Here is a 21,645-nt window from a genome sequence, read left to right on the forward strand (position 1 = left end):
GGTACGCCGGGAGGGCCCGCCCGGGGGGCCACCCGGGGTCAGCCGAAGATGTTCAGTTCCCCCGGCTCGGCCCCGGCCAGTTCGTACGGCACCCCGTCCGCGGGCCGGCGCCCCGCGTACAGCCGGACGAGGGTCGGGGCGTCGCCGATGAAGCGGGCCGGGGTCCGCCCGCCGTCGGCCGCGCCGAGCAGCAGCGGTTCGTCCAGGTGGTCGAGGTCGGCGTGCAGGGCGGGGCAGCCCTTCTCCCGGGTCACCCGGGCCAGCAGGGCCAGCGCGTCGGGCAGGCCGGGACCGCCGTAGGCCCCCGGTTCGCCGAACACGTCCCGCACGTCGCCGCCGTGCACCCACTCCCCCAGGGCGACCAGGTCGAGCACGCCCCCGGCCTTCGCGATGGCCGGACCGGCCTCGGTCATCGCGCGCTCCAGCTCGTCCACGATCCGCTGGTTCGGCCAGTCGGCCCGCTCGGCGATGTCCCGGTCGTTCGACGCGGGCGAGAACACGCCCTTCTCGAAACGCCCCTCCACCACCCGCATCAGCGCGGACGAGCAGTGCGCGACCACGTCCCGCACCGTCCACCCCGGACACGCGGGCGCCGGCCGTGCGAAGTCGTCGTCCGGCCGGGACCGCAGCAGCGGCACCAGCCCGTCCCGCTCGGTGACGAGCAGCCGCCCGGGCAGCTCGGGGTCCCTCGGCTCGTGCACATCGGTACTCATCGTCGTCATGGCCCCACGCTAGGGGGTATCTCGTCGATCAGGCCGGGCTCGCGGCGTCTGGCACCGCACCTCGCCGCGTTGTCGTCGGTCCCCGATGCTCCGCATCGACTCCCTCCTCCGCCTTGCGATGCACGGCACCAGACGCCGCTCCCTGATCCGGCCTGATCGACGAGACACCCCCTAGGCCGTCCCCATCCGGTACCGCCCCGTCCCGCCCGAACCGCCCCTTCGCGCGACAGGGCGGAGAATGAACCCATGGTCGACCTCGACGCCCTGCGGACGCGCTGGCTGCGCACCCTGCTGTCGGTCAGGGAGGGCACGCGCCACCCCGATCCCGACGTGTACGCCGACGCCCTGCTGCGCCGCTGGCAGGAGCCCCAGCGGCACTACCACACGCTGACCCACCTCGCCGCGGTCCTCGACCACGTCGACACGCTGCAGGCGTACGCCGACGACCCGGACGCCGTGCGGCTGGCGGCCTGGTTCCACGACGCGGTGTACCTGCCGGACCGCTCCGAGAACGAGGAGCGCTCCGCCGGGCTCGCCGAGCGCGCCCTGCCCGAGGCGGGCGTCCCGGAGCGGACCACCGCGGAGGTCGCCCGGCTGGTCCGCCTCACCGTCACCCACGACCCGGCCGACGACGACCGCAACGGCCAGGTCCTGTGCGACGCGGACCTCGCGATCCTGGCCTCCGCGCCCTCGGTGTACGCCGCCTACACCGCGGCCGTCCGGGAGGAGTACCACTTCGTGCCGAACGACGCCTTCCGCGCGGGCCGCGCCGCGGTCCTGCGCCAACTCCTCGACCTGCCCCGCCTGTTCCGCACCCCCTACGGCGCCGAGCGCTGGGAGGCCACCGCCCGCTACAACCTCGGGGGCGAGCTGGAACTGCTGTCGAGCTGAGCGGCACCTGCGCCTAGGCTTCCCCCATGCGGACTTGGGGTGGAGATCAGGTGGAGGCGGCCCTCGCCAGCGGCGTCGGGCTGCTGCGGACGGTCACGGACCGGGACTGGGAGGGGGTGCCGGCCGGCCGGCTGGAGTGGAGCTGCCTGCAGACCGCCGAGCACCTCGCGGGCACGCTGCTCGCCTACGCGAGCCTGCTGGCGAGCCGTTCCGCCGACGCCTACGTCCCCTTCGACCTCACCCTCGACGAGGGCACCGGCCCGGCGGGCGTGGCGGACGTGGTCGAGACGACCGGCACCCTGCTGGCGATGGCCGTGCGCACCACCCCGCGCGCGGTGCGCGCCTACCACCCGTACCCCTTCCGCGGCGCCAACCGCGAGGGCTTCGCCGCGATGGCCGTCACCGAGCTGCTGCTGCACACCCACGACATCGCCGAGGGCCTGGGCGTGCCGTACGAGCCGCCGGCCGACCTGTGCGCGGGGGCGCTGACCCGGCTGTTCCCGCACGTGCGCCCGGACGCCGCCCCCTGGCCGACCCTGCGCTGGGCCACCGGCCGCGGTGAGCTGCCCGACCGCGCGCCGGTCACCGGCTGGCACTGGGTCAACCCGCTCGCCCTGCCCGCCGAGCGGCTGACCCTGGAGGCGCTGACCCCGGCCGCCGCCGTCGACCTGCACACGGGCGGCGACGGCGGCTACGCCTGGCTGGGCGGCACACCCCTGCAAGGGGCCCGGGACGCCTCCGGGATGCTGGTCAAGGCGTACGAGAACGGCGTGCTGCACCCGGAGTTCGGCGTCTTCGTCGTCGTACGGCGGGAGGACGACCGGGCGTTGGGCACCATGGGCTTCCACGGCCCTCCCGACGACGAGGGCCGGGTGGAGGTCGGCTACGACCTGGTGGAGCCGGCCCGCGGCCACGGCTACGCGACCGAGGCCCTGCGCGCCCTGACGGCGCACGCCCTGGCCCACGACGAGGTGGGCACGCTGTGCGCGGTCATCGACGAGGACAACCTGCCGTCGCAGGGCGTGGCGACCCGGGCCGGCTTCGTCCCGGCCCCGCTGGAGGCGGACCGCACGGCGGAGGAACGGCAGCGGGAGCAGCAGGGGGAGCGGACGGCGGCGGCGCAGCCGCTGCGGCTGTACGTGCGCGAACGGTGAGGAGCCGCCACGTGCGGGGGTGACGCCTCAGTGGGCGCGCCCCTTGGGGCGGCGCAGCCCCGCCGTCGTGAGCCTGCGCACGAGTTCCTTCGAGCCGATCTCCACCGCGCCCGCCGCGACGGCGTCGGCGTAGCGGTGCGAGGGCAGGTCGTAGTGGTCGCGCTCGAAGGCGCGCCGCGGGACGCCCAACCGCTCGGCGAACGCGTGGAGTTCGGCGAACGAGGCGTCGCTGACCAGGTGCGACCACAGGCGGCCGTGCCCCGGCCAGGTCGGCGGGTCGATGTAGACGGTCATGACGAGGGCGGGCCGCCCGCCGCCGTGCCGAGCGAGCCGATCGCCGCGACCCGCACGCCCGCCTTGTGGCACACCCAGTGCGGGTCCGGGCCGAGTTCGGGCTCGACGTCGAGGGCGTGCGGGTCGCCCGAGCCGCAGACCGGGCACAGCGGCCAGCGGCCGTACCGCTCCAGCAGCGCGTCCTGCACGTCCTGGGCGACCAGGCCCGGCAGGTAGGCCGCGCCGTCCGGCCACTGCTCGACCCACCAGCGGCGCTCCACGACGGAGTTCTCGACCATCGACACCACGTCCGCACGAGCCACCTCGTCCGCGGCGAGGTCGGCCAGCACGCGGGCGCGGGCGGCGTGCAGCGCCTGTTCCAGGGGGCTCACGGGATCCATGGTCCCATTGTGCGCACTCTTGACCGGACCACCGGACCGGAAATAACTTTCAGGTGTGTCCGAGCACGTGAAGGAAACTTTCCCTCCGCCGGCCGCGCTCGCCGCCAAGGTGCGCACGCTCGCGCCCTCGATGACCCGCTCCATGCAGCGCGTCGCCGAGGCCGTCGCGAGCGATCCCGCCGGGTGCGCCGCCCTGACCGTCACCGGTCTCGCCGAGCTCACCGGCACCAGCGAGGCGACCGTCGTACGCACCGCCCGCCTCCTCGGCTACCCCGGCTACCGCGACCTGCGCCTCGCCCTCGCCGGGCTGGCCGCCCAGCAGCAGTCCGGGCGCTCGCCCGCGATCACCACGGACATCGCCGTCGACGACCCGATCGCCGACGTCGTCGCCAAGCTCGCCTACGACGAGCAGCAGACCCTCGCGGACACCGCGGCCGGGCTGGACACCGCCCAACTGGGCGCCGCCGTCGCCGCGGTGGCCGCGGCCCGGCGCACCGACGTGTACGGGATCGGGGCGTCCGGGCTGGTCGCCCAGGACCTCACGCAGAAGCTGCTGCGGATAGGCCTGATGGCGCACGCCCCCGGCGACCCCCACCTCGCGGTCACCAACGCCGTGCAGCTGCGCGGCGGGGACGTCGCCGTCGCCATCACGCACTCCGGGTCGACGGGCGACGTCATCGAGCCGCTGCGGGTCGCCTTCGAGCGGGGCGCCACCACGGTGGCGATCACCGGGCGCCCGGACAGCGCGGTGACCGCCTACGCCGACCACGTGCTGACCACCTCGACGGCCCGGGAGAGCGAGCTGCGGCCGGCCGCGATGTCGTCGCGGACCGGTCAGCTGCTGGTGGTGGACTGCCTGTTCGTGGGGGTCGCGCAGCGCACCTACGAGTCGGCCGCGCCGGCGCTGGCCGCGTCGTACGAGGCACTCGCGCACCGGCACCGGTAGACCGTAGGGGTCGTTGTCCATGACCAGCCGAACGGGAAAGAGCCGTCCGTCATGACCTCCTCCACCCCCCGCACCCCCCGCACCTCCCGTACCGACCCCCTGCTCTCCCAGCTGTCCGCCCTGCCCACCGAGGCCTTCCGGGCCGACCTCGCCGAGATCGACCGCCTGCCCACGCCGGAGATCGCGCGGCTGATGAACGCCGAGGACGCCGGGGTGCCGGCCGCCGTCCGGACCCAGCTGCCGCGGATCGCCGCCGTCATCGACGCCGTCGCCGCCCGGATGGGCCGGGGCGGGCGCCTCGTCTACGCCGGTGCCGGGACCGCCGGGCGGCTCGGAGTGCTGGACGCCTCCGAGTGCCCGCCCACCTTCAACACCGCGCCCGGCGTGGTGGTCGGGCTCATCGCGGGCGGCCCCGACGCCCTGGTCAGCTCCGTCGAGGGCGCCGAGGACTCGCGCGAACTGGCCGTCGCCGACCTGGACGCCCTGCGTCTCACGCCCGACGACACCGTTGTCGGCGTCTCCGCCTCGGGTCGCACCCCCTACGCCCTCGGCGCCGTCGTACACGCCCGCGCCCTGGGCGCGCTGACCGTCGGGCTGGCCTGCAACCCGGGCAGCGCGCTCGCGTCGGCCGCCGAGCACGCCATCGAGGTGGTCGTCGGACCGGAGCTGGTCACCGGCTCCACCCGGCTCAAGGCCGGCACCGCGCAGAAGCTGGTGCTCAACATGCTGTCGACGATCACCATGATCCGGCTGGGCAAGACCTACGGGAACCTGATGGTCGACGTGCGCGCCTCCAACGACAAGCTGCGCGCCCGCTCCCGGCGCATCGTCGCCCTCGCCACCGGCGCCGGGGACGAGGAGATCGAGGCGGCCCTCACCGCCACCGGGGGCGAGGTGAAGCACGCGATCCTGGTGCTGCTCGCCGGGGTGGACGGGCCCACCGCCGCCCGCCTTCTGGAGGAGTCCGGCGGCCATCTGCGTGCCGCGCTCGCCGCCACGCCGGGGTGAGCCGCACGCTCTGCCCATGAGCACCGACCGCACCGACCGCACCGGCCCGCGGGCCACGGCCGCCGCCCTCCTGCCCCTGCTGGGCGGTCCCGCCAACGTCACCTCCGTCGCCCACTGCATGACCCGGCTGCGGGTGGGGCTCCTGGACCCGGCGCGGGTGCGGGAGGAGGCGGTGCGGGCCGTGCCCGGGGTGCTGGGGGTGGTCGTCGACGACGGGACGTACCAGGTGGTCCTCGGACCCGGCGCCGTGACCCGCGTGACGGCCGCCTTCGAGGAGCTGCTGGCCGGCACCGCCGCCGGGGACCTGGCCGCCCGTGGCGCCGCGTTGCGGCAGGAGCGCGGGCGGCGCAACGCCACGCCCCTGAAGTCGGCCCTGCGCCGCGTCGCCGCCGTCTTCGTCCCGCTGGTCCCCGCGCTCGTCGGCTGCGGGGTCCTCGCCGGGTTCAACGGCCTGCTGGTCAACGCCGGGTGGCTGCCGGGGATCACGCCCGCCCTGAGCGTCGTGGCGTCCGCGTTCATGGCCCTGATCGCGGTGTTCGTCGGCGTGAACACCGCCCGTGAGTTCGGCGGGACGCCCGTGCTGGGCGGCGCCGTCGCCGCCGTGGTGGTGTACCCGGGGGTGGCGAAGGTGACGGCGTTCGGGGTGGCGCTGGTGCCCGGCCGGGGCGGGGTGCTCGGCGCGCTGGCGGCCGCGCTGCTCGCCACCCGCGTCGAGAAGGCCTGCCGCGGGCGGGTGCCGGACGCGCTGGACGTCCTGGTGACCCCGACGGTGACCGTGCTGGTCGCCGGGCTCGCCACCCTGTACGGCCTGATGTACGCGGCCGGCGCCGTCGCCTCGGCCGTCGGCACCGCCGCGACCTGGCTGCTCACCCACACCGGCGCGGTCGCCGGACTGCTGCTCGGCGGCCTGTTCCTGCCGCTGGTCATGCTCGGCCTGCACCAGGCCCTCATCCCGCTGCACACCACCCTCATCGAGCAGCAGGGCTCCACGCCGCTGCTGCCCGTCCTCGCCATGGCGGGCGCCGGCCAGGTCGGCGCGGCCTGCGCGGTCTACGTCCGCCTGCGCCACGACACCGCGCTGCGCGCCACGATCCGCTCGGCCCTCCCGGCGGGCCTGCTCGGCGTCGGCGAGCCCCTCGTCTACGGCGTCTGCCTCCCCCTCGGCCGCCCCTTCCTCACCGCCTGCGCCGGCGGCGCGGCCGGCGGGGCGTTCGTCGGGTTCTTCGCGACGCTCGGCGACGGCGTCGGCGCCACGGCCATCGGCCCCTCCGGCTGGGCCCTGTTCCCGCTCCTGACCGGCTCCCACGGCCTGGCCGCGGCCGCGGCGGTCTACGCGGGCGGCCTCCTCACCGGCTACGGGGTCGGCTTCGCCGCGACCTGGATCGCCGGCTTCCCCGACGGCCCCCACCGCACCGCCCCGGAGGCGGGCGCCCCGGCACCGGCCCGCTCGTCCGGCTGAAACCGGCCTACCCTGGAGGCCGCCCCTACCTCGTCGAGACCGTGAGGCGTCGGACCCGCCATGAACCACGCGCAGCTCACCGCACTGGGCCGTGCCCTCCGCCTGCTCGGCGAGCACGGCGACGCCCTGACCACCGACACCCCGGACACCCGGCTGCACGAGGTCAGGGCCGACCTGCGGCGGGCCCTGGACCTGCTGGAGGAGAGCGTCGGCACCGCAGCGCCCGCCACCCGGTGCGCCGAGCACCCGAACGGGCCCGTCGACGAGAGCGCCCCCGACCTGTGCCTGCTGTGCGAGACCCGGCGCCGCGCCGCCCGCCGCTCCGAGTACGGCGCCCAGGGCCCCTACGGTCCGTCCCGGCCGCACGGTGAGCAGCCCGGGTCCGCGCCCTCCCGGTACGGCGTCCGGGGCGACCGCCCCCAGCCCCAGCAGCGGTGGCTGCCGGAGCTGTGGAACGGGCAGGAGTGGCAGCTGTGCGGCACCCCGCGCCGCGACCGCCGCGAGGCCGAGCTGTACCTGGCCGCGCTGCGCCGCGGGTCCCGGCCGGCCATGGCCTACCGCCTGGTCCACGAGTTCACCGACTACGAGGTGCTGCGCATCTGGGGCACCCCGGTGAAGGTCGACATCGAGCCCATGGGCAACCTGTAGCACCCGCCGTGGCCCGGCCGGTCGCCCCGCGAATCGTCCGGGGGCCCGTCCGGCGGCTCACGCGGGCGGCACCCGCCCCGACAGCGCCCCGAACCGGTGGTCCCGCCACAGCCTCCTCGACGCCTCCTCCGGGTACCGGCCGACCCGCGGCTCCGCGTCCAGGACGCGCACCCGGCGCTCCTCGGGGTCGTAGGCCGGCCAGCCCGGGTCGCCGGTGCGGGCGAACGCCGTCCACGCCGTGCGGAAGCACTCCGACAGGTGCCTCGCCGCCTCGGGCACCTCGCCGTCCCCGAACAGCAGGCGGCCCAGGTCGGCGTGGTACGTGCCGAACAGCAGCGGGACGTCCAGGTTGTGGCAGGCGCCCAGCGCTCCCCCGGCGCCCGGGGCCGGCCAGGTCAGCTCGTACACGTGCGCCCGGCCGCCGCCCGCCACCTGGGCCTCGGCCAGCCGCAGCGAGGGCATGCGGAACAGCCAGTCCGACTGGACCCGCTCGAACAGCTCGGCGGGGCCCGCGTCCGGGAACGCCTCCCGGTAGGCCCGCTCCCCCGCCGCCCCGCCCGGCGCGCACAGGCGCAGCGCCCCGGCCGCCCGTTCCTCGGTGACCCGCCCCTGGAGGCCGCCCAGGACCACGAACAGCTGGTACTCCCGCGCGGTGTGCCCGACGACCAGCTCCACGTCCCGGCCCGCGCCGTCCGCGAGGGCCTGCCAGGGCGTGGTCGGCAGCACCTCGCCGTCGACGACCGGCGAGTAGGGGGTGGACGTGGGGGCGAGCAGGCCCCAGCGGTCGGCGTCGGCCGCCATGCCGGCGCTCAGCGCGGCGCTCGCCCCGGCCAGTGCGTGCGGGTCCGCCGTCGACAGGTCGTGCGCCGTGGGCCGCAGACCCGCCTGCGCGGCCAAGGCCCGCCCGACGTCCGCCGCCAGTTCCGGGGAGAAGAACGTGCCCGGCACGCTCTGGGCGATCGCCCGCCGGAACAGGCCCCGGGCCCTCGGCATCGCGGTCAGGGACGCCACCGAGCCCGCGCCCGCCGACTGCCCGAACACCGTGACCCGGCCCGGGTCCCCGCCGAACCCGGCGACGTTCTCCCGCACCCACCGCAGCGCGGCCACCTGGTCGAGCAGGCCCCGGTTCGCCGGCGCGCCCTCGATCCACGCGAACCCCTCCGCCCCCAGGCGGTAGTTGAGGCTCACCACGACCAGGCGCCCGGCGCGGGCGATGTGCTGCGCGTCGAAGCCCGGGCTGCCCGCGTGACCGAGCTTGTAGGCGCCGCCGTGGATCCACACCATCACCGGGCGCGGGACGCGGGGGCCGGTCTCCGGGGTCCAGACGTTGACGGTCAGCCAGTCGTCGCCGGCCGGCGGGTCCGCGCCGGCCGCGCTGCCCTGGAAGCCCGGCTCCTGCGGGGGCGGCGGACCGAAGGCGTACGCCTCGCGCACCCCGTCCCACGGCCGCGGTGGGCGGGGCTCCCGGAAGCGGGCCTCCCCCACGGGCGGCGCGGCGTACGGGATGCCGCGGAAGACACTGAGTCCGCCCTCCCGGCGCCCCCGCACCGCACCGGCGGCGGTGCGCACCACCGGCGCACCGTGCGGGTCGCGCTGCTCGTCGGTCCCGGCTGTCGTCATCGGTCCCTCCTCCCCCAGGGTCGTCCGGGCAGGGGCGGGTGTCGAACGGGGACAGCTCGGTGGGGTTCGCCGCTCGTGCTGGTCACCCAGCTGCACGCGTCCCCGGTGTGGTCGGCGGCGGTCTTCGTGGCCAACACGGTCCTGGTGGTGGCGCTCCAGGTGCCGGTCACGGTGCTGGTGTCGCGCTTCACCCGGACCACCGCGCTGGTCCTGGCCGGTGGGGTGCTCGCCGCGTCCTACCTGGGGTTCCTCGCGGCCGCGTCCCTCGGGCACGGCTGGGGCGCGCCGGCCGTCGCCGCGGTGTCGGTGGTGTGCACGCTCGGCGAGATCCTCTACGCGGGCAGTGCCACCGCGCTCGTCACGGTCCTCGCCCCGGCCCGGTTCCTGGGGCGAGCGCTGGCCCGCTTCCAGCTCTCCACCGGGTTCGGGCTGGCCGTCTCCCCGGCGGTCATCACCACGCTCACGCCGCACGGCCCGGCCGCCCTGTGGGGCGGTCTGGCCGGGGCGACGCTCGTCGCGGCGGGCGCGGTCGCCACCGGGAAGGAAGCGCACGGCCCCTCCCCGGTGGCGGCGCCGCCGGACGGCTCCGCCGACGTCCGGGCCGGGGTCAGCTGAGGGTCTTCAGCGCCGCCGCGTCGTACGGCGCCAGGTCGTCGAAGCGGCCTGCGAGGACCTTCGCGGCCCACTCGGGGTCCTGGAGCAGCGCGCGGCCGACGGCGACCAGGTCGAACTCCTCGCGCTCCAGGCGGTCCAGGAGGTCGTCCAGGCCCTTGACCGGGGAGCCCTCGCCCGCGAAGCCGCGGATGAAGTCGCCGTCCAGGCCGACCGAGCCGACGGTGATGGTGGGCCGGCCGGTCAGCTTCTTGGTCCAGCCGGCCAGGTTGAGGTCCGAGCCGTCGAACTCCGGCAGCCAGTAGCGGCGCGTGGAGGCGTGGAAGGCGTCGACACCGGCCGCGGCGAGCGGGGCGAGGACGGCCTCCAGCTCCTCGGGGGTCTCGGCGAGCCGGGCGTCGTAGTTGTCCGACTTCCACTGCGAGTAGCGGAAGACCACCGGGAAGTCGGCCGACACGGACGCGCGCACCGCGGCGACGATCTCGGCCGCGAACTTCGTCCGGGCGACCAGGTCACCGCCGTAGGCGTCGGTGCGGCGGTTGGTGCCGGCCCACAGGAACTGGTCGATGAGGTAGCCGTGCGCGCCGTGCAGCTCGACCCCGTCGAACCCGATCCGCTCGGCGGCCGCGGCGGCCTCGGCGAAGGCGCCGATGACGTCGTCCAGGTCGCCGCGGGTCATGGCCCTGCCGTCCTGCGTGCCGTCCAGCCGGATGCCGGACGGGCCGACGGCCGGGGCCTGCTCGAACGGCGGCTTCCCGGGCCTGCGGACCATGCCGATGTGCCACAGCTGCGGGACGATCGTGCCGCCGGCCGCGTGCACCGCGTCGGCGACCTTCGCCCAGCCCGCGAGCTGCTCCTCGCCGTGGAACCGCGGCACCCGGTCGCTCTCGCCGGCCGACTCGTGGCCGACGTAGGTGCCCTCGGTGACGATGAGTCCGACCCCGGCGGCGGCGCGGCGGGCGTAATACGACACCACGTCCTCGCCCGGGACGCCGCCCGGCGAGAACATGCGGGTCATCGGCGCCATCACGATGCGGTTCGGCACGGTCAGGCCGTTGATCGAGACCGGCCGGGCGAGGATCTGCGCCGCGCGGGAGGCGGACGACCCGGGAGTGGGCTCGGTGGACTCGGCGGTGGTCGCGGTCACGTGGGGGCTCCTTGGGGGTATACCGGCTGGTATGTGCACGCGCATGCATGCCACGCCCACGTCAACGGGTCCCGTGCGCCCGCTCATTCCGCCGCCGCTCCCCGAGCGGTGTGATTCAGCCCACCCGGCCCGCCCCGGCCACCCCGGCCGGCACCGGGGAACGCCCGAGGGCGGCACCCCCCGTCGTACGGGGAGTGCCGCCCTCGGTCCGCAGGACGGTTGATCGACCGGGGTCGATCAGAAGTCCATGTCACCGCCCGGCATGCCGCCGCCGGCCGGGGCAGCGGCCTTCTCCGGCTTGTCGGCGATGACGGCCTCGGTGGTGAGGAACAGCGCGGCGATGGAGGCCGCGTTCTGCAGCGCGGAGCGGGTCACCTTGGCCGGGTCGATGATGCCCTCGGCGACCAGGTCGACGTACTCACCGGTCGCGGCGTTCAGGCCGTGACCCGGGGTGAGGTTGCGGACCTTCTCCACCACGACGCCGCCCTCGAGGCCGGCGTTCACGGCGATCTGCTTCAGCGGGGCCTCGAGCGCGAGCTTGACGGCCTGGGCGCCCGTCGCCTCGTCGCCCTCGAGCTCCAGCTTCTCGAACACCTGGGAGGCCTGGAGCAGGGCCACGCCACCACCGGCGACGATGCCCTCCTCGACGGCCGCCTTGGCGTTGCGCACGGCGTCCTCGATGCGGTGCTTGCGCTCCTTGAGCTCCACCTCGGTGGCGGCACCGGCCTTGATGACCGCGACACCGCCGGCGAGCTTCGCCAGGCGCTCCTGCAGCTTCTCGCGGTCGTAGTCGGAGTCGCTGTTCTCGATCTCGGCGCGGATCTGGTTCACGCGGCCCGCGACCTGCTCCGAGGAGCCGGCGCCGTCGACGATCGTGGTCTCGTCCTTGGTGATGACGACCTTGCGGGCCTTGCCCAGCAGGTCCACGGTCGTGTTCTCGAGCTTGAGACCGACCTCCTCGGAGATGACCTCGCCGCCGGTGAGGATGGCGATGTCGTTCAGCATCGCCTTGCGGCGGTCGCCGAAGCCCGGGGCCTTGACCGCGACGGACTTGAAGGTGCCGCGGATCTTGTTGACGACCAGGGTCGACAGGGCCTCGCCCTCGACGTCCTCGGCGATGATCAGCAGCGGCTTGCCCGACTGCATGACCTTCTCCAGGAGCGGGAGCAGGTCCTTGACGCTGGAGATCTTGGAGTTCGCGATCAGGATGTACGGGTCGTCGAGGACGGCCTCCATACGCTCCATGTCGGTCGCGAAGTAGGCGGAGATGTAGCCCTTGTCGAAGCGCATGCCCTCGGTGAGCTCGAGCTCCAGACCGAAGGTCTGCGACTCCTCGACGGTGATGACGCCTTCCTTGCCGACCTTGTCCATGGCCTCGGCGATGAGCTCGCCGATCTGGGTGTCGGCGGCGGAGATGGAGGCCGTGGAGGCGATCTGCTCCTTGGTCTCGACGTCCTTCGCCTGCTCCAGCAGGGCGGCGGAGACGGCCTCGACGGCCTTCTCGATACCGCGCTTGAGGGCCATCGGGTTGGCGCCGGCGGCGACGTTGCGCAGGCCTTCCTTGACCAGTGCCTGGGCCAGGACGGTGGCGGTCGTCGTGCCGTCACCGGCCACGTCGTCCGTCTTCTTCGCCACTTCCTTGACGAGCTCGGCACCGATCTTCTCGTACGGGTCCTCGAGCTCGATCTCCTTGGCGATGGAGACACCGTCGTTGGTGATCGTGGGGGCGCCCCACTTCTTCTCGAGGACGACGTTGCGGCCCTTGGGGCCGAGGGTGACCTTGACGGCGTCCGCGAGCTGGTTCATGCCGCGCTCGAGGCCGCGCCGCGCCTCCTCGTCGAACGCGATGATCTTGGCCATGTGAAGTGGTCCCTCCAGGACTGGGGGTGATTCCTTCGGACCGCGCCCGCGCCCGCGACGGACGGCTCGCCGACCCGGTGGTTCCTTGCCCCACCCGGCCCGCGGGCCTCACCGACCCGGTCCTTCGCTGTCACTCTCACCTTCAGAGTGCTAACGCCAATGATTAGCACTCGCACTACGAGAGTGCAAGGCGCGCTCGCGGAGCGAGTGCTCGTTGGGGGGCGGCGGTCGGGCGGCGGGCGGGCGCAAGCGGCTCTCGGGGACCGGGCCACGTCTCAGCCCGAGGCGAACAGGGCCGGCCCCGCGAGACCCCGCGCACACGGGCGAGGGGTCCGCGCCCTGGGCGGGCGCGGACCCCTCGGTGAGTGACTGCGGAAGAACGTTCAGGCGGTGAACGTTCAGGCGGTGACGCGAACCATGTCGGCCTGCGGGCCCTTCTGGCCCTGCGAGATCTCGAACTCGACCCGCTGGCCTTCTTCAAGGGTGCGGTAGCCGTCCATCTGAATGGCGCTGTAATGGACGAAGACGTCCGCACCACCGTCGACCGCGATGAAGCCGTACCCCTTCTCCGCGTTGAACCACTTGACGGTGCCCTGAGCCATGCCTAACTCCCCTATTACTGGCCCTTGCACAGATCCGCACTTCGCGGATCCGGGTCAGACCTCACCCCCCAGACTGGTTGGGGGCGTGCGCCGGAACGCGTCGACCGCGGCTGAATGTATCTGTCCAACTGCCGTCTGCAACAGGTCAATCGGACGAGAATTCTGGACGCAGACGATCCGGAATGTGGCCAGAATTCGCCCGAATTCAGGGCAAGTCGGGCTCCACAAAAGGCACATAAGCCGCGGGAGCAGTGCACAGTTTGGCTACTTCTCATCGGGCACGCGGCAGGAATCAAGGCCCGCCGATTCATGGATCCGGGGCGGGTTCCCCAACTGTACCGCGCTCAATCACATGGAATTGCCCCCTCCGCTTCTCTTACGGTGGGGGCAATTCGATGTACGCGCGGTCATCGCTATTACCGAGGGTTACTGACCTCCGGCGACGGCCGGGATGATGGAGACGCCCGCGCCGTCCGGGGTCGCCGTCTGCAGGCCCTGCTCGAAGCGGACGTCGTCGTCGTTGACGTAGACGTTCACGAACCGGCGCAGCTTGCCCTGGTCGTCGAGGACGCGGGCGGCGATGCCGGTGTGGTGCTTCTCCAGGTCCTCGATCACCTCGGCGAGGGTCGCGCCCTCGGCGGCGACCTCGGCCCGGCCGCCGGTGTAGGTGCGCAGGATGGTGGGGATGCGGACGGTCACGCTCATGCGAGGCCAGCCTCTCGGAAGGAGTCCAGGGTCGGGCGGATGGTGGCGGTCAGGCCGGTGCCGGCCACCGCGTCGAGGGTCTTCAGGCCGTCGCCGGTGTTGAGGACGACCGTGGTCAGCGACGGGTCGAGCACGCCGGCGCCGATCAGCTTGCGCGCCACGCCCACGGTCACCCCGCCCGCCGTCTCGGCGAAGATGCCCTCGGTGCGGGCCAGCAGCTTGATGGCGTCGACGACTTCCTCGTCCGTGACGTCCTCCACGGCACCGCCGGTGCGCCGGGCGATGTCCAGGACGTAGGGCCCGTCCGCCGGGTTGCCGATGGCCAGCGACTTGGCGATGGTGTTCGGCTTCTGCGGGCGGACCACGTCGTGACCGGCCTTGTAGGCGGTCGACACCGGGGAGCAGCCCTCGGCCTGGGCGCCGAAGATCTTGTACGGCCGGTCCTCGACGAGACCCAGCTTGATCAGTTCCTGCAGACCCTTGTCGATCTTGGTGAGCTGGGAGCCGGAGGCGATCGGCACGACGATCTGGTCCGGCAGCCGCCAGCCGAGCTGCTCGCAGATCTCGTACGCCAGCGTCTTGGAGCCCTCGGCGTAGTACGGCCGCAGGTTGACGTTGACGAAGCCCCAGCCCTCGCCCGCCGGGTCGCCGATCAGCTCGGAGCAGAAGCGGTTCACGTCGTCGTAGTTGCCCTCGATGCCGACGAGCTCGCCGCCGTAGACCGCGGCCATGACGACCTTGCCCTGCTCCAGGTCGTGCGGGATGAACACGCAGCTGCGGAAGCCGGCCCGGGCGGCGGCGGCGCCCACCGCGCCGGCCAGGTTGCCCGTCGAGGAGCAGGACAGCGTGGTGAAGCCGAAGGCGCGCGCGGCCTCCAGGGCCTGCGCGACGACGCGGTCCTTGAAGGAGTGCGTCGGGTTGCCGGAGTCGTCCTTGACGAACAGCTTGCCGGGCTCGACGCCCAGCTCACGGGCCAGGTTGTCGGCCTGGACGAGCTTGGTCCAGCCGGGGTTGATGTTCGGCTTGTCGGCCACGTCCGCGGGGACGGGCAGCAGCGGCGCGTAGCGCCAGATGTTCGCCGGGCCCGCCTCGATCCGCTTGCGCAGTTCCTCGGTGTCGTAGGCGGAGAAGTCGTAGGCGATCTCGAGCGGGCCGAAACACTCCTCGCACGCGAAGACCGGTCCGAGCGGGACGCGGTGGCCGCACTCGCGGCAGCTCAGGGCAGCCGCGGGGCCGAGGTCGACGGTGGAGTCGGTGGTGCTTTCAACAGTCTGCGCAGCCATGTGAGGCGAGGCCCTTTCTCCTCATCTTCCTCACGACGCATCTCGCCGTGAGACGGATTTGGCACCTTCCCTAGCCGGGAGCCTCGCTGCACAGGTCAGGAGAACCGACTGGAGGGTTGCCGGGGCTTCATCGGGCCGTGTCCCTCTGCCCCTCTGGATGAGCTGTATGTGGTTGTGGACGCGGGCCGACCCCGACATGCGATGGTCACCAGCGTTGTCCAAGACTGTAACCGACGACCAGGACAGTTGAGATAGTCGTCCGAACCGCGAGACAACCGTGAGGAGCCACTGACCGTGCTGGAAGAAGTCGAGCGCTGGCTGGCCACCCGGTCCTGGTCCGTGGCCGACCGCCCCCTCCACCGGGTGCTGGCCGCCAAGCGCGCCGCGGGCCTGACCGTGTCCGTCGTCCTGCCCGCGCTGAACGAGGAGGAGACGGTCGGCGAGATCGTGGCCGTCATCCGGCACGACCTCGTGCAGCAGGCGCCGCTCGTGGACGAGATCGTGGTGGTGGACTCGGGGTCCACCGACCGCACCGCCGAGGTGGCCGCCGCCGCGGGTGCCCGGGTCGTCCACCGCGACGCCGTCCTGCCGCGCATACCCGCCGTGCCCGGCAAGGGCGAGGTGCTGTGGCGCTCCCTGCTGGTGACCGGCGGGGACATCGTGTGCTTCATCGACGCCGACCTCCGGGAGTTCACCTCCGACTTCGTCACCGGGCTGGTCGGCCCGCTGCTCACCGAGCCGGGCGTCGACCTGGTCAAGGGCATGTACGACCGCCCCCTCGGCGGTGCGGCCGGCCAGGGCGGCCGGGTGACGGAGCTGATGGCCCGCCCGCTGCTGAACATGCACTGGCCCCAGCTGGCCGGCTTCGTGCAGCCGCTCGGCGGCGAGTACGCGGCCCGCCGCTCCCTGCTGGAACAGCTGCCGTTCCCGGTCGGCTACGGCGTCGAGCTCGGCATGCTGGTCGACGCGCTGCACCTGGTGGGCCTGGACGCCCTGGCCCAGGTCGACCTGGGGGTGCGCAAGCACCGCCACCAGGACGGCCAGGCCCTCGGCCGGATGGCCGCGGCGATCTACCGCACGGCCCAGCTCCGCCTGGCCCGCGGCCACCTGATCCGCCCGGCCCTCACCCAGTTCGAACGCACCGACTCCGGCTTCGAGCCCCGCACGTACTCGGTGGACACGGAGGAGCGCCCCCCGATGACGGACATAGCCGAGTACACGACCCGCAAGGTGGCGTGAGGGCCCCGGACCCGACGGCCCGTATACGGTCGCTCGCCCAGTGGAACCGTACGTTTGAGCGTTTACGGGTCGGGCTAGGTTGAGGCGTATGGCTCTCACGCGCGGTGCTGATCAGAAGGCTCGGGTGCTGGTCGCGTCCAATCGCGGACCGGTGTCGTACACGGTGGGCGAGGACGGTTCGCTGACCGCCAGACGGGGCGGGGGCGGGCTCGTGTCGGGGCTGTCGGCGATCGGCCCGGACGCGGACGCGCTGTGGGTGTGCTCGGCGCTGTCCGACGGCGACCGGGAGGCCGTGCGGCGCGGCGAGGGCGAGCCCGGCACCCGGATGCTGGACGTCCCGGCCGACGTGCACGCGGACGCGTACAACGGCATCGCCAACTCGGTGCTCTGGTTCGTCCACCACATGCTCTACCAGACCCCGCTGGAGCCGGTCTTCGACGCGGAGTTCCGGCGCCAGTGGGCGTCGTACGAGACGTACAACCGCGCGTTCGCCGAGGCGCTCGCCGAGGAGGCGGCGCCGGGCGCGGCCGTGCTGGTGCAGGACTACCACCTGACCCTGGTCCCCGGGATGCTCCGCGAGCTGCGGCCCGACCTGCGGATCAGCCACTTCTCGCACACCCCGTGGGCACCGCCGGAGTACTTCCGGATGCTGCCGCGGGACATCGCCGGGCAGGTGCTGCGCGGCATGCTCGGCGCCGACCGGCTGGGCTTCCTGACCCGGCGCTGGGCGGACGCGTTCACCGCCTGCTGCGAGCAGTTCGCGGGCGGCACGGGCGACACCCGGATCGGCGTGCACGGGCTCGGCGCGGACGGCGAGTTCCTGCGCGAGCGGGCCCACCGGTCCGACGTGGACGAGCGGATGGCGGGGCTGCGCGAGGAGATCGGCGCGGGCCGCCGGGCGATCGTGCGTGTGGACCGCACGGAGCTGTCGAAGAACATCGTGCGCGGCCTGCTGGCCTACGAGCAGCTGCTGGTGGACCACCCCGAGTGGCGCGAGCGCGTGGTGCACGTGGCGTTCGCCTACCCCTCGCGGCAGGACCTCGCGGTGTACCGGGACTACACGGCCGAGGTGCAGCGCACCGCGGAGCGGATCAACGAGCGGTTCGGCACCCCCGGGTGGACCCCGGTCGTGCTGCACGTCAAGGACGACTTCGCCCGCTCCCTGGCCGCCTACCGCCTCGCCGACGTGGCCCTGGTGAACCCCATCCGGGACGGCATGAACCTGGTCGCCAAGGAGATGCCCGTCCTGTCCGAGGAGGGCTGCGTGCTGGTGCTGTCCCAGGAGGCCGGAGCGTTCGAGGAGCTCGGCGAGGACGCCCTCGCGGTCAACCCGTACGACGTGGTCGACACCGCCCGGGCCCTGCACGAGGCGCTGACCATGCCCGCGGAGGAGCGGGCCGAGCGGACCAAGCGCCTGGCGGCAGCGGCGACCGCGCTGCCGCCGGCACAGTGGTTCCTGGACCAGCTGAACGCCCTGACGGCTCAGTCCAGCTGAGACGCGAGCGCCCGCAGCAGCCGTACGACGCCCTCCGGGCCGTCCACCACCAGGTCGGCCCGGTCGGCGAGTTCGGTGACCTCGGCGCTGCCGCTGCACACCAGCAGTCCGGCGACGCCCTCGGCGCGCAGCCGCTCCACGGCGGCGAACGCGGGCAGGTCACCCAGGTCGTCCCCGGCGTACAGCACGGTCCCGGCGCCGGTCGCCCGGACGTACTCGGTCAGCGCGACGCCCTTGTCCACGCCCGCCGGGCGCACCTCCAGGACCAGGCGCCCGGGTTCGAGGACCAGTCCGTGCCGCCCGGCGAGGTCCCGCAGCGGGCCGAGCAGCGCGCGGAAGGCGCCGTCGGGGTCGGTGGCCCGGCGGGTGTGCACGGCCACGGCCCGCCCCTTCTCCTCCACCCACACGCCGTCCCAGTCCCCGGCCCGCTCCAGCACGGCAGGCAGCTCGGCGCGGACGCCGGCGAGACCGGGGTGCGGGGCGGGGGCGGTGACCTCGCCGGTACGGGCGTCCCAGCGCTCGGCGCCGTAGTGCCCGAGCACGGTCAGGTGCTCCAGTCCGGGTGCCCCGGCGAAGGCGCCGTTGCGCACGGCGACCTCGGCGGGCCGGCCGGTGACGATGGCGACCCCGGCCAGGCGCGGGGCGAGGGCGGCGAGGGCCGGCAGGGCGTCGGGGTGGGCGCGGGCCTTCTCGGGGTCCTCGACGATGGGTGCGAGGGTGCCGTCGAAGTCGAGGCCGACGACGGCCCGCCCGGGCCGGGCGACCAGCGCCTCCAGCGCGTCCCTCCCGGCCGCGGTACGGGGCGTGGGCAGACTCTCGGCGGAATACGTCTCAGGGCTTCCCATGACACCGACCCTAACGGGGGCCACCTGAAAAACCGGGGGCTGCCCCGCCCCCTCAGGGGCGCGGGGAACTGCGCGACCAGCCACCCACCACTCGCACCCGGCACCGCACCGAACCCCCCACGACGCACGTCCGCAGAGACACGCCCCGCACGACTACCGCTCACCCCGCCGCGCGTCCCGCACACGCCGCAGCCGGTTCACCGTCACCGGATCGTGCTCCAGCGCCCGCGGATCGTCCAGCAGGGCGTTGAGGAGCTGGTAGTAGCGCACCGGCGCCAGCCCCAACTCCTCCCGTACCGCCCGCTCCTTGGCCCCCGGTGACGAGAACCCGCGGCGCTCCATCGCGAGGATGTCCCGCTCCCGCTGCTCCATACCCCGCACGGTAGCTCAGCCCGAGGTACTGGTGTCCGCGGTCATCGCCCTGGTCTGGAGCTCGCCGAGGACCAGCGCGGGGCTCGCGTCGGGCAACACCGCCGTGCCGATCTGCTTCTTCAGGGCCGCGCTGACCGTCGCCCAGGACGTGCGGCCGACCGGGTACAGCTCGGCCAGCGGGAGTTCGTCCAGGAACGGCTTGAGGTCCTGGTCGCCGGCCGCCGTGGCCATCGTCCCGCTCGCCGACGTGGTCACGGGCAGCAGGTCGTACTCGCGGGAGAAGGCGAGCACGTTCTTCTCGCCGTAGACGAAGTCGAGGAAGTCACCGATCTGCTCGCCGTGGCCGTTCTGCTTGAACGCGGCCATCCAGTCGGCCACGCCCAGCGCGTTGCGGGCGGCGCCGTCCTTGCCTGGCATCGGCACCATGCCGAACTCCACGCCCTTCTCCTCCGCCGTCTTCATCAGGGAGGGGTGCCCGTTGAGCATGCCGACCCGGCCGTCGGCGAAGGCGGCGAACGCGGCCGCCCGGTTCAGCTTGCCGGGCGCGACCGGCCCGGTGAGCCCCTTGCCGACCAGTTCGTCCTTCAGCCATGTGAACGTCTCGATGTTCTCGGCGGCGTCCAGGCCGTACCCGCCGACGGTGGAGGTGTAGCCGCCCCCGCCGCTGAGCAGCCACTGGAGGGTCTCGGCCTGGGCCTCCTCCGGCCCGAGCGGCAGCGCGTACGGGTACGTCACCCCCTCGTCCTTGAGCGCGGCGGCGTCGGCGGCCAGTTCGGCCCACGTGGTGGGCGGCTTGAGGCCGGCCTTCTTGAACAGGGTCTTGTTGTAGAACAGCAGCCGCGTGGAGGCGGCGAACGGCATGCCGTACTGCACGCCGTCGACCTCGCCGGCCTGGGAGAGCTGGGGCACGAAGTCGGCCTGGACGGGGATGGAGAGCACGTCGCCGGCCCGGTAGAGCCGGTCCTCGGCCGCGTAGTCGGCGTAGGCGCCGATCTGGGCCATGTCGGGCGCCTTGCCGGCGTCGACCAGGCGGCGGACCCTGCGGTCGACCTCGGTCCAGGAGTAGACGCTCACCTCGACGTGGACGTCCGGGTGCCGGGCCTCGTACGCGTCGACGAGGTCGGCCCAGTACTTCTTGGAGCTGTTGGCCGGGCTGTCGCCGTAGTCGGCCGCGACCAGCTTCAGCGTCACCTCGCCCGAGCCGCCGCCGAGCCCGCAGCCGGAGAGGACCCCCGTCATCCCCAGCGCGGCCACCGCCGCGATCGTCCCCGTACGCCAAGCGCGCCGCTGCACGTGTCATCCCCTTGACCGGTAGTGCGGGTGAACCATGGCCGTTACCCCTGGTCCGTTTATCGGAATAAGGTCTACACCACGCAAGTGGACTAGACCTCTTGCGGGTCCTGGGGCCACACTGTCCCCCGTGAGACATGTCATCGCCCTCGACGTGGGCGGCACCGTGATGAAGGCCGCCCTGGTCGGAGCGGACGGCACGCTGCTGCACCGGGCCCGCCGGGCCACCGGCCGCGAGCGCGGCCCCGACGCGGTCGTCGCAGGCATCCTCGACTTCGCCGCCGAGCTGCGCGCCCACGGGACCGAGCGGTTCGGCGAGGCCGCGGCCGCGGCCGGCGTCGCCGTCCCGGGCATCGTCGACGAGACCCACGGCGTGGCCGCCTACTCGGCCAACCTCGGCTGGCGGGACGTCCCGCTGCGCGCGCTGCTCGCCGAGCGGCTGGGCGCCCTGGTGGCCCTGGGGCACGACGTGCGCACCGGCGGTCTGGCGGAGGGGCGGCTCGGCGCGGGCCGGGGCGCCGACCGCTTCCTGTTCGTCGCGCTGGGCACCGGCATCGCGGGCGCCATCGGCATCGACGGCCGGGTCGAGGCGGGCGCGCACGGCTTCGCCGGCGAGATCGGCCACATCGTCGTACGGCCCGGCGGTCCGCCGTGTCCGTGCGGCCAGCACGGCTGTCTGGAGCGGTTCGCGTCGGCGGCGGCCGTCAGCGAGGCGTGGGTGCGGGCGAGCGGCACCCCGGACGCGGACGCGGCCGACTGCGCGAAGGCCGTCACGTCCGGCGACCCGAACGCCGTCCGGATCTGGCAGGAGGCGGTGGACGCCCTGGCCGACGGCCTGGTCACCGGCCTCACCCTGCTGGACCCGCGCACCCTCGTCATCGGTGGCGGCCTCGCCGAGGCGGGGGAAACCTTGTTCACACCACTGCGGGACGCCGTCCGCCGACGGGTCACCTTCCAGAAACTGCCGGAGATCGTCCCCGCGGCCCTGGGCGACACGGCGGGCTGCCTGGGCGCGGGCCTCCTGGCCTGGGATCTCCTCGACACCACCGACGGCAAGGAGGACACGCCGTAAT

General features: G+C 73.8%; 21 protein-coding genes, 1 pseudogene and 1 riboswitch. Of the genes and pseudogenes, 10 read left to right on the top strand and 12 right to left on the bottom strand.

From position 1 onward, the window contains the following. Positions 1–38 precede the first annotated feature (38 nt). On the bottom strand, positions 39–722 hold the full coding sequence (locus E4U91_RS15730; RefSeq protein ID WP_137307457.1) for a maleylpyruvate isomerase family mycothiol-dependent enzyme: 684 nt from the start codon (positions 720–722) through the stop codon (positions 39–41). A gap of 246 nt (positions 723–968) precedes the next feature. Between E4U91_RS15730 and E4U91_RS15735 the strand changes: the two genes are divergently transcribed. Further along, positions 969–1,613 carry an HD domain-containing protein gene (locus E4U91_RS15735; RefSeq protein ID WP_137307458.1) on the top strand — a complete coding sequence of 215 codons (645 nt, stop codon included), beginning with the start codon at positions 969–971 and terminating at the stop codon, positions 1,611–1,613. A 26-nt stretch (positions 1,614–1,639) separates the two neighbouring features. Continuing rightward, entirely contained in the window at positions 1,640–2,767 is a 1,128-nt protein-coding gene (locus E4U91_RS15740; protein WP_137307459.1) for a GNAT family N-acetyltransferase, read from the top strand. 27 nt (positions 2,768–2,794) lie between these two features. Here the strand turns inward: E4U91_RS15740 and E4U91_RS15745 are convergent, their stop codons facing one another. Further along, entirely contained in the window at positions 2,795–3,061 is a 267-nt protein-coding gene (locus tag E4U91_RS15745) for a DUF4031 domain-containing protein (RefSeq protein WP_137307460.1), read from the bottom strand. After that, complete coding sequence (locus E4U91_RS15750; protein WP_137307461.1) at positions 3,058–3,441, bottom strand: hypothetical protein; 384 nt, start codon at positions 3,439–3,441, stop codon at positions 3,058–3,060. Before E4U91_RS15750 ends, E4U91_RS15745 begins: the two co-directional genes overlap by 4 nt. A 55-nt stretch (positions 3,442–3,496) precedes the next feature. Here E4U91_RS15750 and E4U91_RS15755 point away from each other — a divergent pair, with 55 nt between their 5' ends. From E4U91_RS15755 to E4U91_RS15770, 4 genes are read left to right on the top strand one after another with little or no spacing between them, the layout of a single operon-like run. Beyond that, a complete protein-coding gene (locus tag E4U91_RS15755) occupies positions 3,497–4,387 on the top strand; it encodes a MurR/RpiR family transcriptional regulator (protein ID WP_241678591.1) in 891 nt (296 codons plus the stop codon). A gap of 51 nt (positions 4,388–4,438) precedes the next feature. Beyond that, on the top strand, positions 4,439–5,395 hold the full coding sequence (gene murQ, locus E4U91_RS15760) for an N-acetylmuramic acid 6-phosphate etherase (protein WP_137307462.1): 957 nt from the start codon (positions 4,439–4,441) through the stop codon (positions 5,393–5,395). 16 nt (positions 5,396–5,411) lie between these two features. Then, positions 5,412–6,854, top strand: coding sequence for a PTS transporter subunit EIIC (locus E4U91_RS15765; protein WP_137307463.1), 1,443 nt, complete (start codon positions 5,412–5,414; stop codon positions 6,852–6,854). Positions 6,855–6,914: 60 nt separating this feature from the next. Next, positions 6,915–7,502: a hypothetical protein gene (locus tag E4U91_RS15770; RefSeq protein WP_137307464.1), complete on the top strand. Its 588-nt coding sequence runs from the start codon at positions 6,915–6,917 to the stop codon at positions 7,500–7,502. Positions 7,503–7,559: 57 nt separating this feature from the next. On the opposite strand, the gene E4U91_RS15775 is transcribed toward E4U91_RS15770, so the two are convergent. Further along, complete coding sequence (locus tag E4U91_RS15775) at positions 7,560–9,122, bottom strand: carboxylesterase/lipase family protein (RefSeq protein ID WP_137307465.1); 1,563 nt, start codon at positions 9,120–9,122, stop codon at positions 7,560–7,562. A gap of 69 nt (positions 9,123–9,191) precedes the next feature. Between E4U91_RS15775 and E4U91_RS15780 the strand changes: the two are divergent. Beyond that, positions 9,192–9,737, top strand: a pseudogene (locus E4U91_RS15780) (MFS transporter); the annotation flags it as partial. Here E4U91_RS15780 and E4U91_RS15785 read toward each other — a convergent pair. From E4U91_RS15785 to thrC, 5 genes are all read right to left on the bottom strand, one after another. Beyond that, a complete protein-coding gene (locus E4U91_RS15785) occupies positions 9,730–10,881 on the bottom strand; it encodes an NADH:flavin oxidoreductase (RefSeq protein ID WP_067234400.1) in 1,152 nt (383 codons plus the stop codon). The pseudogene E4U91_RS15780 and the gene E4U91_RS15785 sit on opposite strands and share 8 nt — an antisense overlap. A gap of 237 nt (positions 10,882–11,118) precedes the next feature. Further along, positions 11,119–12,741, bottom strand: a complete 1,623-nt coding sequence (gene groL / locus E4U91_RS15790; RefSeq protein ID WP_137307466.1) for a chaperonin GroEL — start codon at positions 12,739–12,741, stop codon at positions 11,119–11,121. A gap of 398 nt (positions 12,742–13,139) precedes the next feature. After that, positions 13,140–13,343 carry a cold-shock protein gene (locus E4U91_RS15795; RefSeq protein WP_004986573.1) on the bottom strand — a complete coding sequence of 68 codons (204 nt, stop codon included), beginning with the start codon at positions 13,341–13,343 and terminating at the stop codon, positions 13,140–13,142. Between the two features lie 426 nt (positions 13,344–13,769). Next, positions 13,770–14,048: a MoaD/ThiS family protein gene (locus E4U91_RS15800; protein ID WP_137307467.1), complete on the bottom strand. Its 279-nt coding sequence runs from the start codon at positions 14,046–14,048 to the stop codon at positions 13,770–13,772. Continuing rightward, the gene (gene thrC / locus E4U91_RS15805; RefSeq protein ID WP_137307468.1) at positions 14,045–15,331 is read right to left on the bottom strand and encodes a threonine synthase; all 1,287 of its coding nucleotides are present in this window, start codon (positions 15,329–15,331) and stop codon (positions 14,045–14,047) included. Before thrC ends, E4U91_RS15800 begins: the two co-directional genes overlap by 4 nt. Before the next feature lie 18 nt (positions 15,332–15,349). Next, positions 15,350–15,495, bottom strand: a riboswitch (SAM riboswitch). 130 nt (positions 15,496–15,625) lie between these two features. Here thrC and E4U91_RS15810 point away from each other — a divergent pair. Both E4U91_RS15810 and E4U91_RS15815 read left to right on the top strand, forming a co-directional pair. Beyond that, positions 15,626–16,570, top strand: a complete 945-nt coding sequence (locus E4U91_RS15810; RefSeq protein ID WP_137307469.1) for a glucosyl-3-phosphoglycerate synthase — start codon at positions 15,626–15,628, stop codon at positions 16,568–16,570. Positions 16,571–16,658: 88 nt separating this feature from the next. Continuing rightward, positions 16,659–18,065: an alpha,alpha-trehalose-phosphate synthase (UDP-forming) gene (locus E4U91_RS15815; protein WP_174867804.1), complete on the top strand. Its 1,407-nt coding sequence runs from the start codon at positions 16,659–16,661 to the stop codon at positions 18,063–18,065. Here E4U91_RS15815 and otsB read toward each other — a convergent pair. The 3 genes from otsB to E4U91_RS15830 all read right to left on the bottom strand — a co-directional run bounded on the left by otsB (position 18,053) and on the right by E4U91_RS15830 (position 20,575). Next, positions 18,053–18,910: a trehalose-phosphatase gene (otsB, locus tag E4U91_RS15820; protein WP_137307470.1), complete on the bottom strand. Its 858-nt coding sequence runs from the start codon at positions 18,908–18,910 to the stop codon at positions 18,053–18,055. The genes E4U91_RS15815 and otsB overlap by 13 nt on opposite strands. A 153-nt stretch (positions 18,911–19,063) precedes the next feature. After that, positions 19,064–19,282: a DUF3263 domain-containing protein gene (locus E4U91_RS15825; protein ID WP_067234418.1), complete on the bottom strand. Its 219-nt coding sequence runs from the start codon at positions 19,280–19,282 to the stop codon at positions 19,064–19,066. Positions 19,283–19,297: 15 nt separating this feature from the next. Continuing rightward, positions 19,298–20,575 (bottom strand): extracellular solute-binding protein, encoded by a 1,278-nt coding sequence (locus E4U91_RS15830; RefSeq protein WP_241678592.1) that lies wholly within the window; start codon positions 20,573–20,575, stop codon positions 19,298–19,300. Positions 20,576–20,702: 127 nt separating this feature from the next. Between E4U91_RS15830 and E4U91_RS15835 the strand changes: the two genes are divergently transcribed. Then, a complete protein-coding gene (locus E4U91_RS15835; RefSeq protein ID WP_137307471.1) occupies positions 20,703–21,644 on the top strand; it encodes an ROK family protein in 942 nt (313 codons plus the stop codon). Position 21,645 lies beyond the last annotated feature (1 nt).

Source organism: Streptomyces lasalocidi, assembly GCF_005280215.1.
Classification (GTDB): Bacteria; Actinomycetota; Actinomycetes; order Streptomycetales; family Streptomycetaceae; genus Streptomyces; species Streptomyces longwoodensis.

Bases quoted from the DNA above. Each gene is read 5' to 3' on its own strand.
- E4U91_RS15770 (WP_137307464.1), top strand. From the start codon at position 6,915: ATGAACCACGCGCAGCTCACCGCACTGGGCCGTGCCCTCCGCCTGCTC.
- groL (WP_137307466.1), bottom strand. From the start codon at position 12,741: ATGGCCAAGATCATCGCGTTCGACGAGGAGGCGCGGCGCGGCCTCGAG.
- E4U91_RS15735 (WP_137307458.1), top strand. From the start codon at position 969: ATGGTCGACCTCGACGCCCTGCGGACGCGCTGGCTGCGCACCCTGCTG.
- E4U91_RS15745 (WP_137307460.1), bottom strand. From the start codon at position 3,061: ATGACCGTCTACATCGACCCGCCGACCTGGCCGGGGCACGGCCGCCTG.
- murQ (WP_137307462.1), top strand. From the start codon at position 4,439: ATGACCTCCTCCACCCCCCGCACCCCCCGCACCTCCCGTACCGACCCC.
- otsB (WP_137307470.1), bottom strand. From the start codon at position 18,910: ATGGGAAGCCCTGAGACGTATTCCGCCGAGAGTCTGCCCACGCCCCGT.
- E4U91_RS15815 (WP_174867804.1), top strand. From the start codon at position 16,659: ATGGCTCTCACGCGCGGTGCTGATCAGAAGGCTCGGGTGCTGGTCGCG.
- E4U91_RS15825 (WP_067234418.1), bottom strand. From the start codon at position 19,282: ATGGAGCAGCGGGAGCGGGACATCCTCGCGATGGAGCGCCGCGGGTTC.
- E4U91_RS15750 (WP_137307461.1), bottom strand. From the start codon at position 3,441: ATGGATCCCGTGAGCCCCCTGGAACAGGCGCTGCACGCCGCCCGCGCC.
- E4U91_RS15775 (WP_137307465.1), bottom strand. From the start codon at position 9,122: ATGACGACAGCCGGGACCGACGAGCAGCGCGACCCGCACGGTGCGCCG.
- E4U91_RS15730 (WP_137307457.1), bottom strand. From the start codon at position 722: ATGACGACGATGAGTACCGATGTGCACGAGCCGAGGGACCCCGAGCTG.
- thrC (WP_137307468.1), bottom strand. From the start codon at position 15,331: ATGGCTGCGCAGACTGTTGAAAGCACCACCGACTCCACCGTCGACCTC.
- E4U91_RS15795 (WP_004986573.1), bottom strand. From the start codon at position 13,343: ATGGCTCAGGGCACCGTCAAGTGGTTCAACGCGGAGAAGGGGTACGGC.
- E4U91_RS15740 (WP_137307459.1), top strand. From the start codon at position 1,640: ATGCGGACTTGGGGTGGAGATCAGGTGGAGGCGGCCCTCGCCAGCGGC.
- E4U91_RS15765 (WP_137307463.1), top strand. From the start codon at position 5,412: ATGAGCACCGACCGCACCGACCGCACCGGCCCGCGGGCCACGGCCGCC.
- E4U91_RS15800 (WP_137307467.1), bottom strand. From the start codon at position 14,048: ATGAGCGTGACCGTCCGCATCCCCACCATCCTGCGCACCTACACCGGC.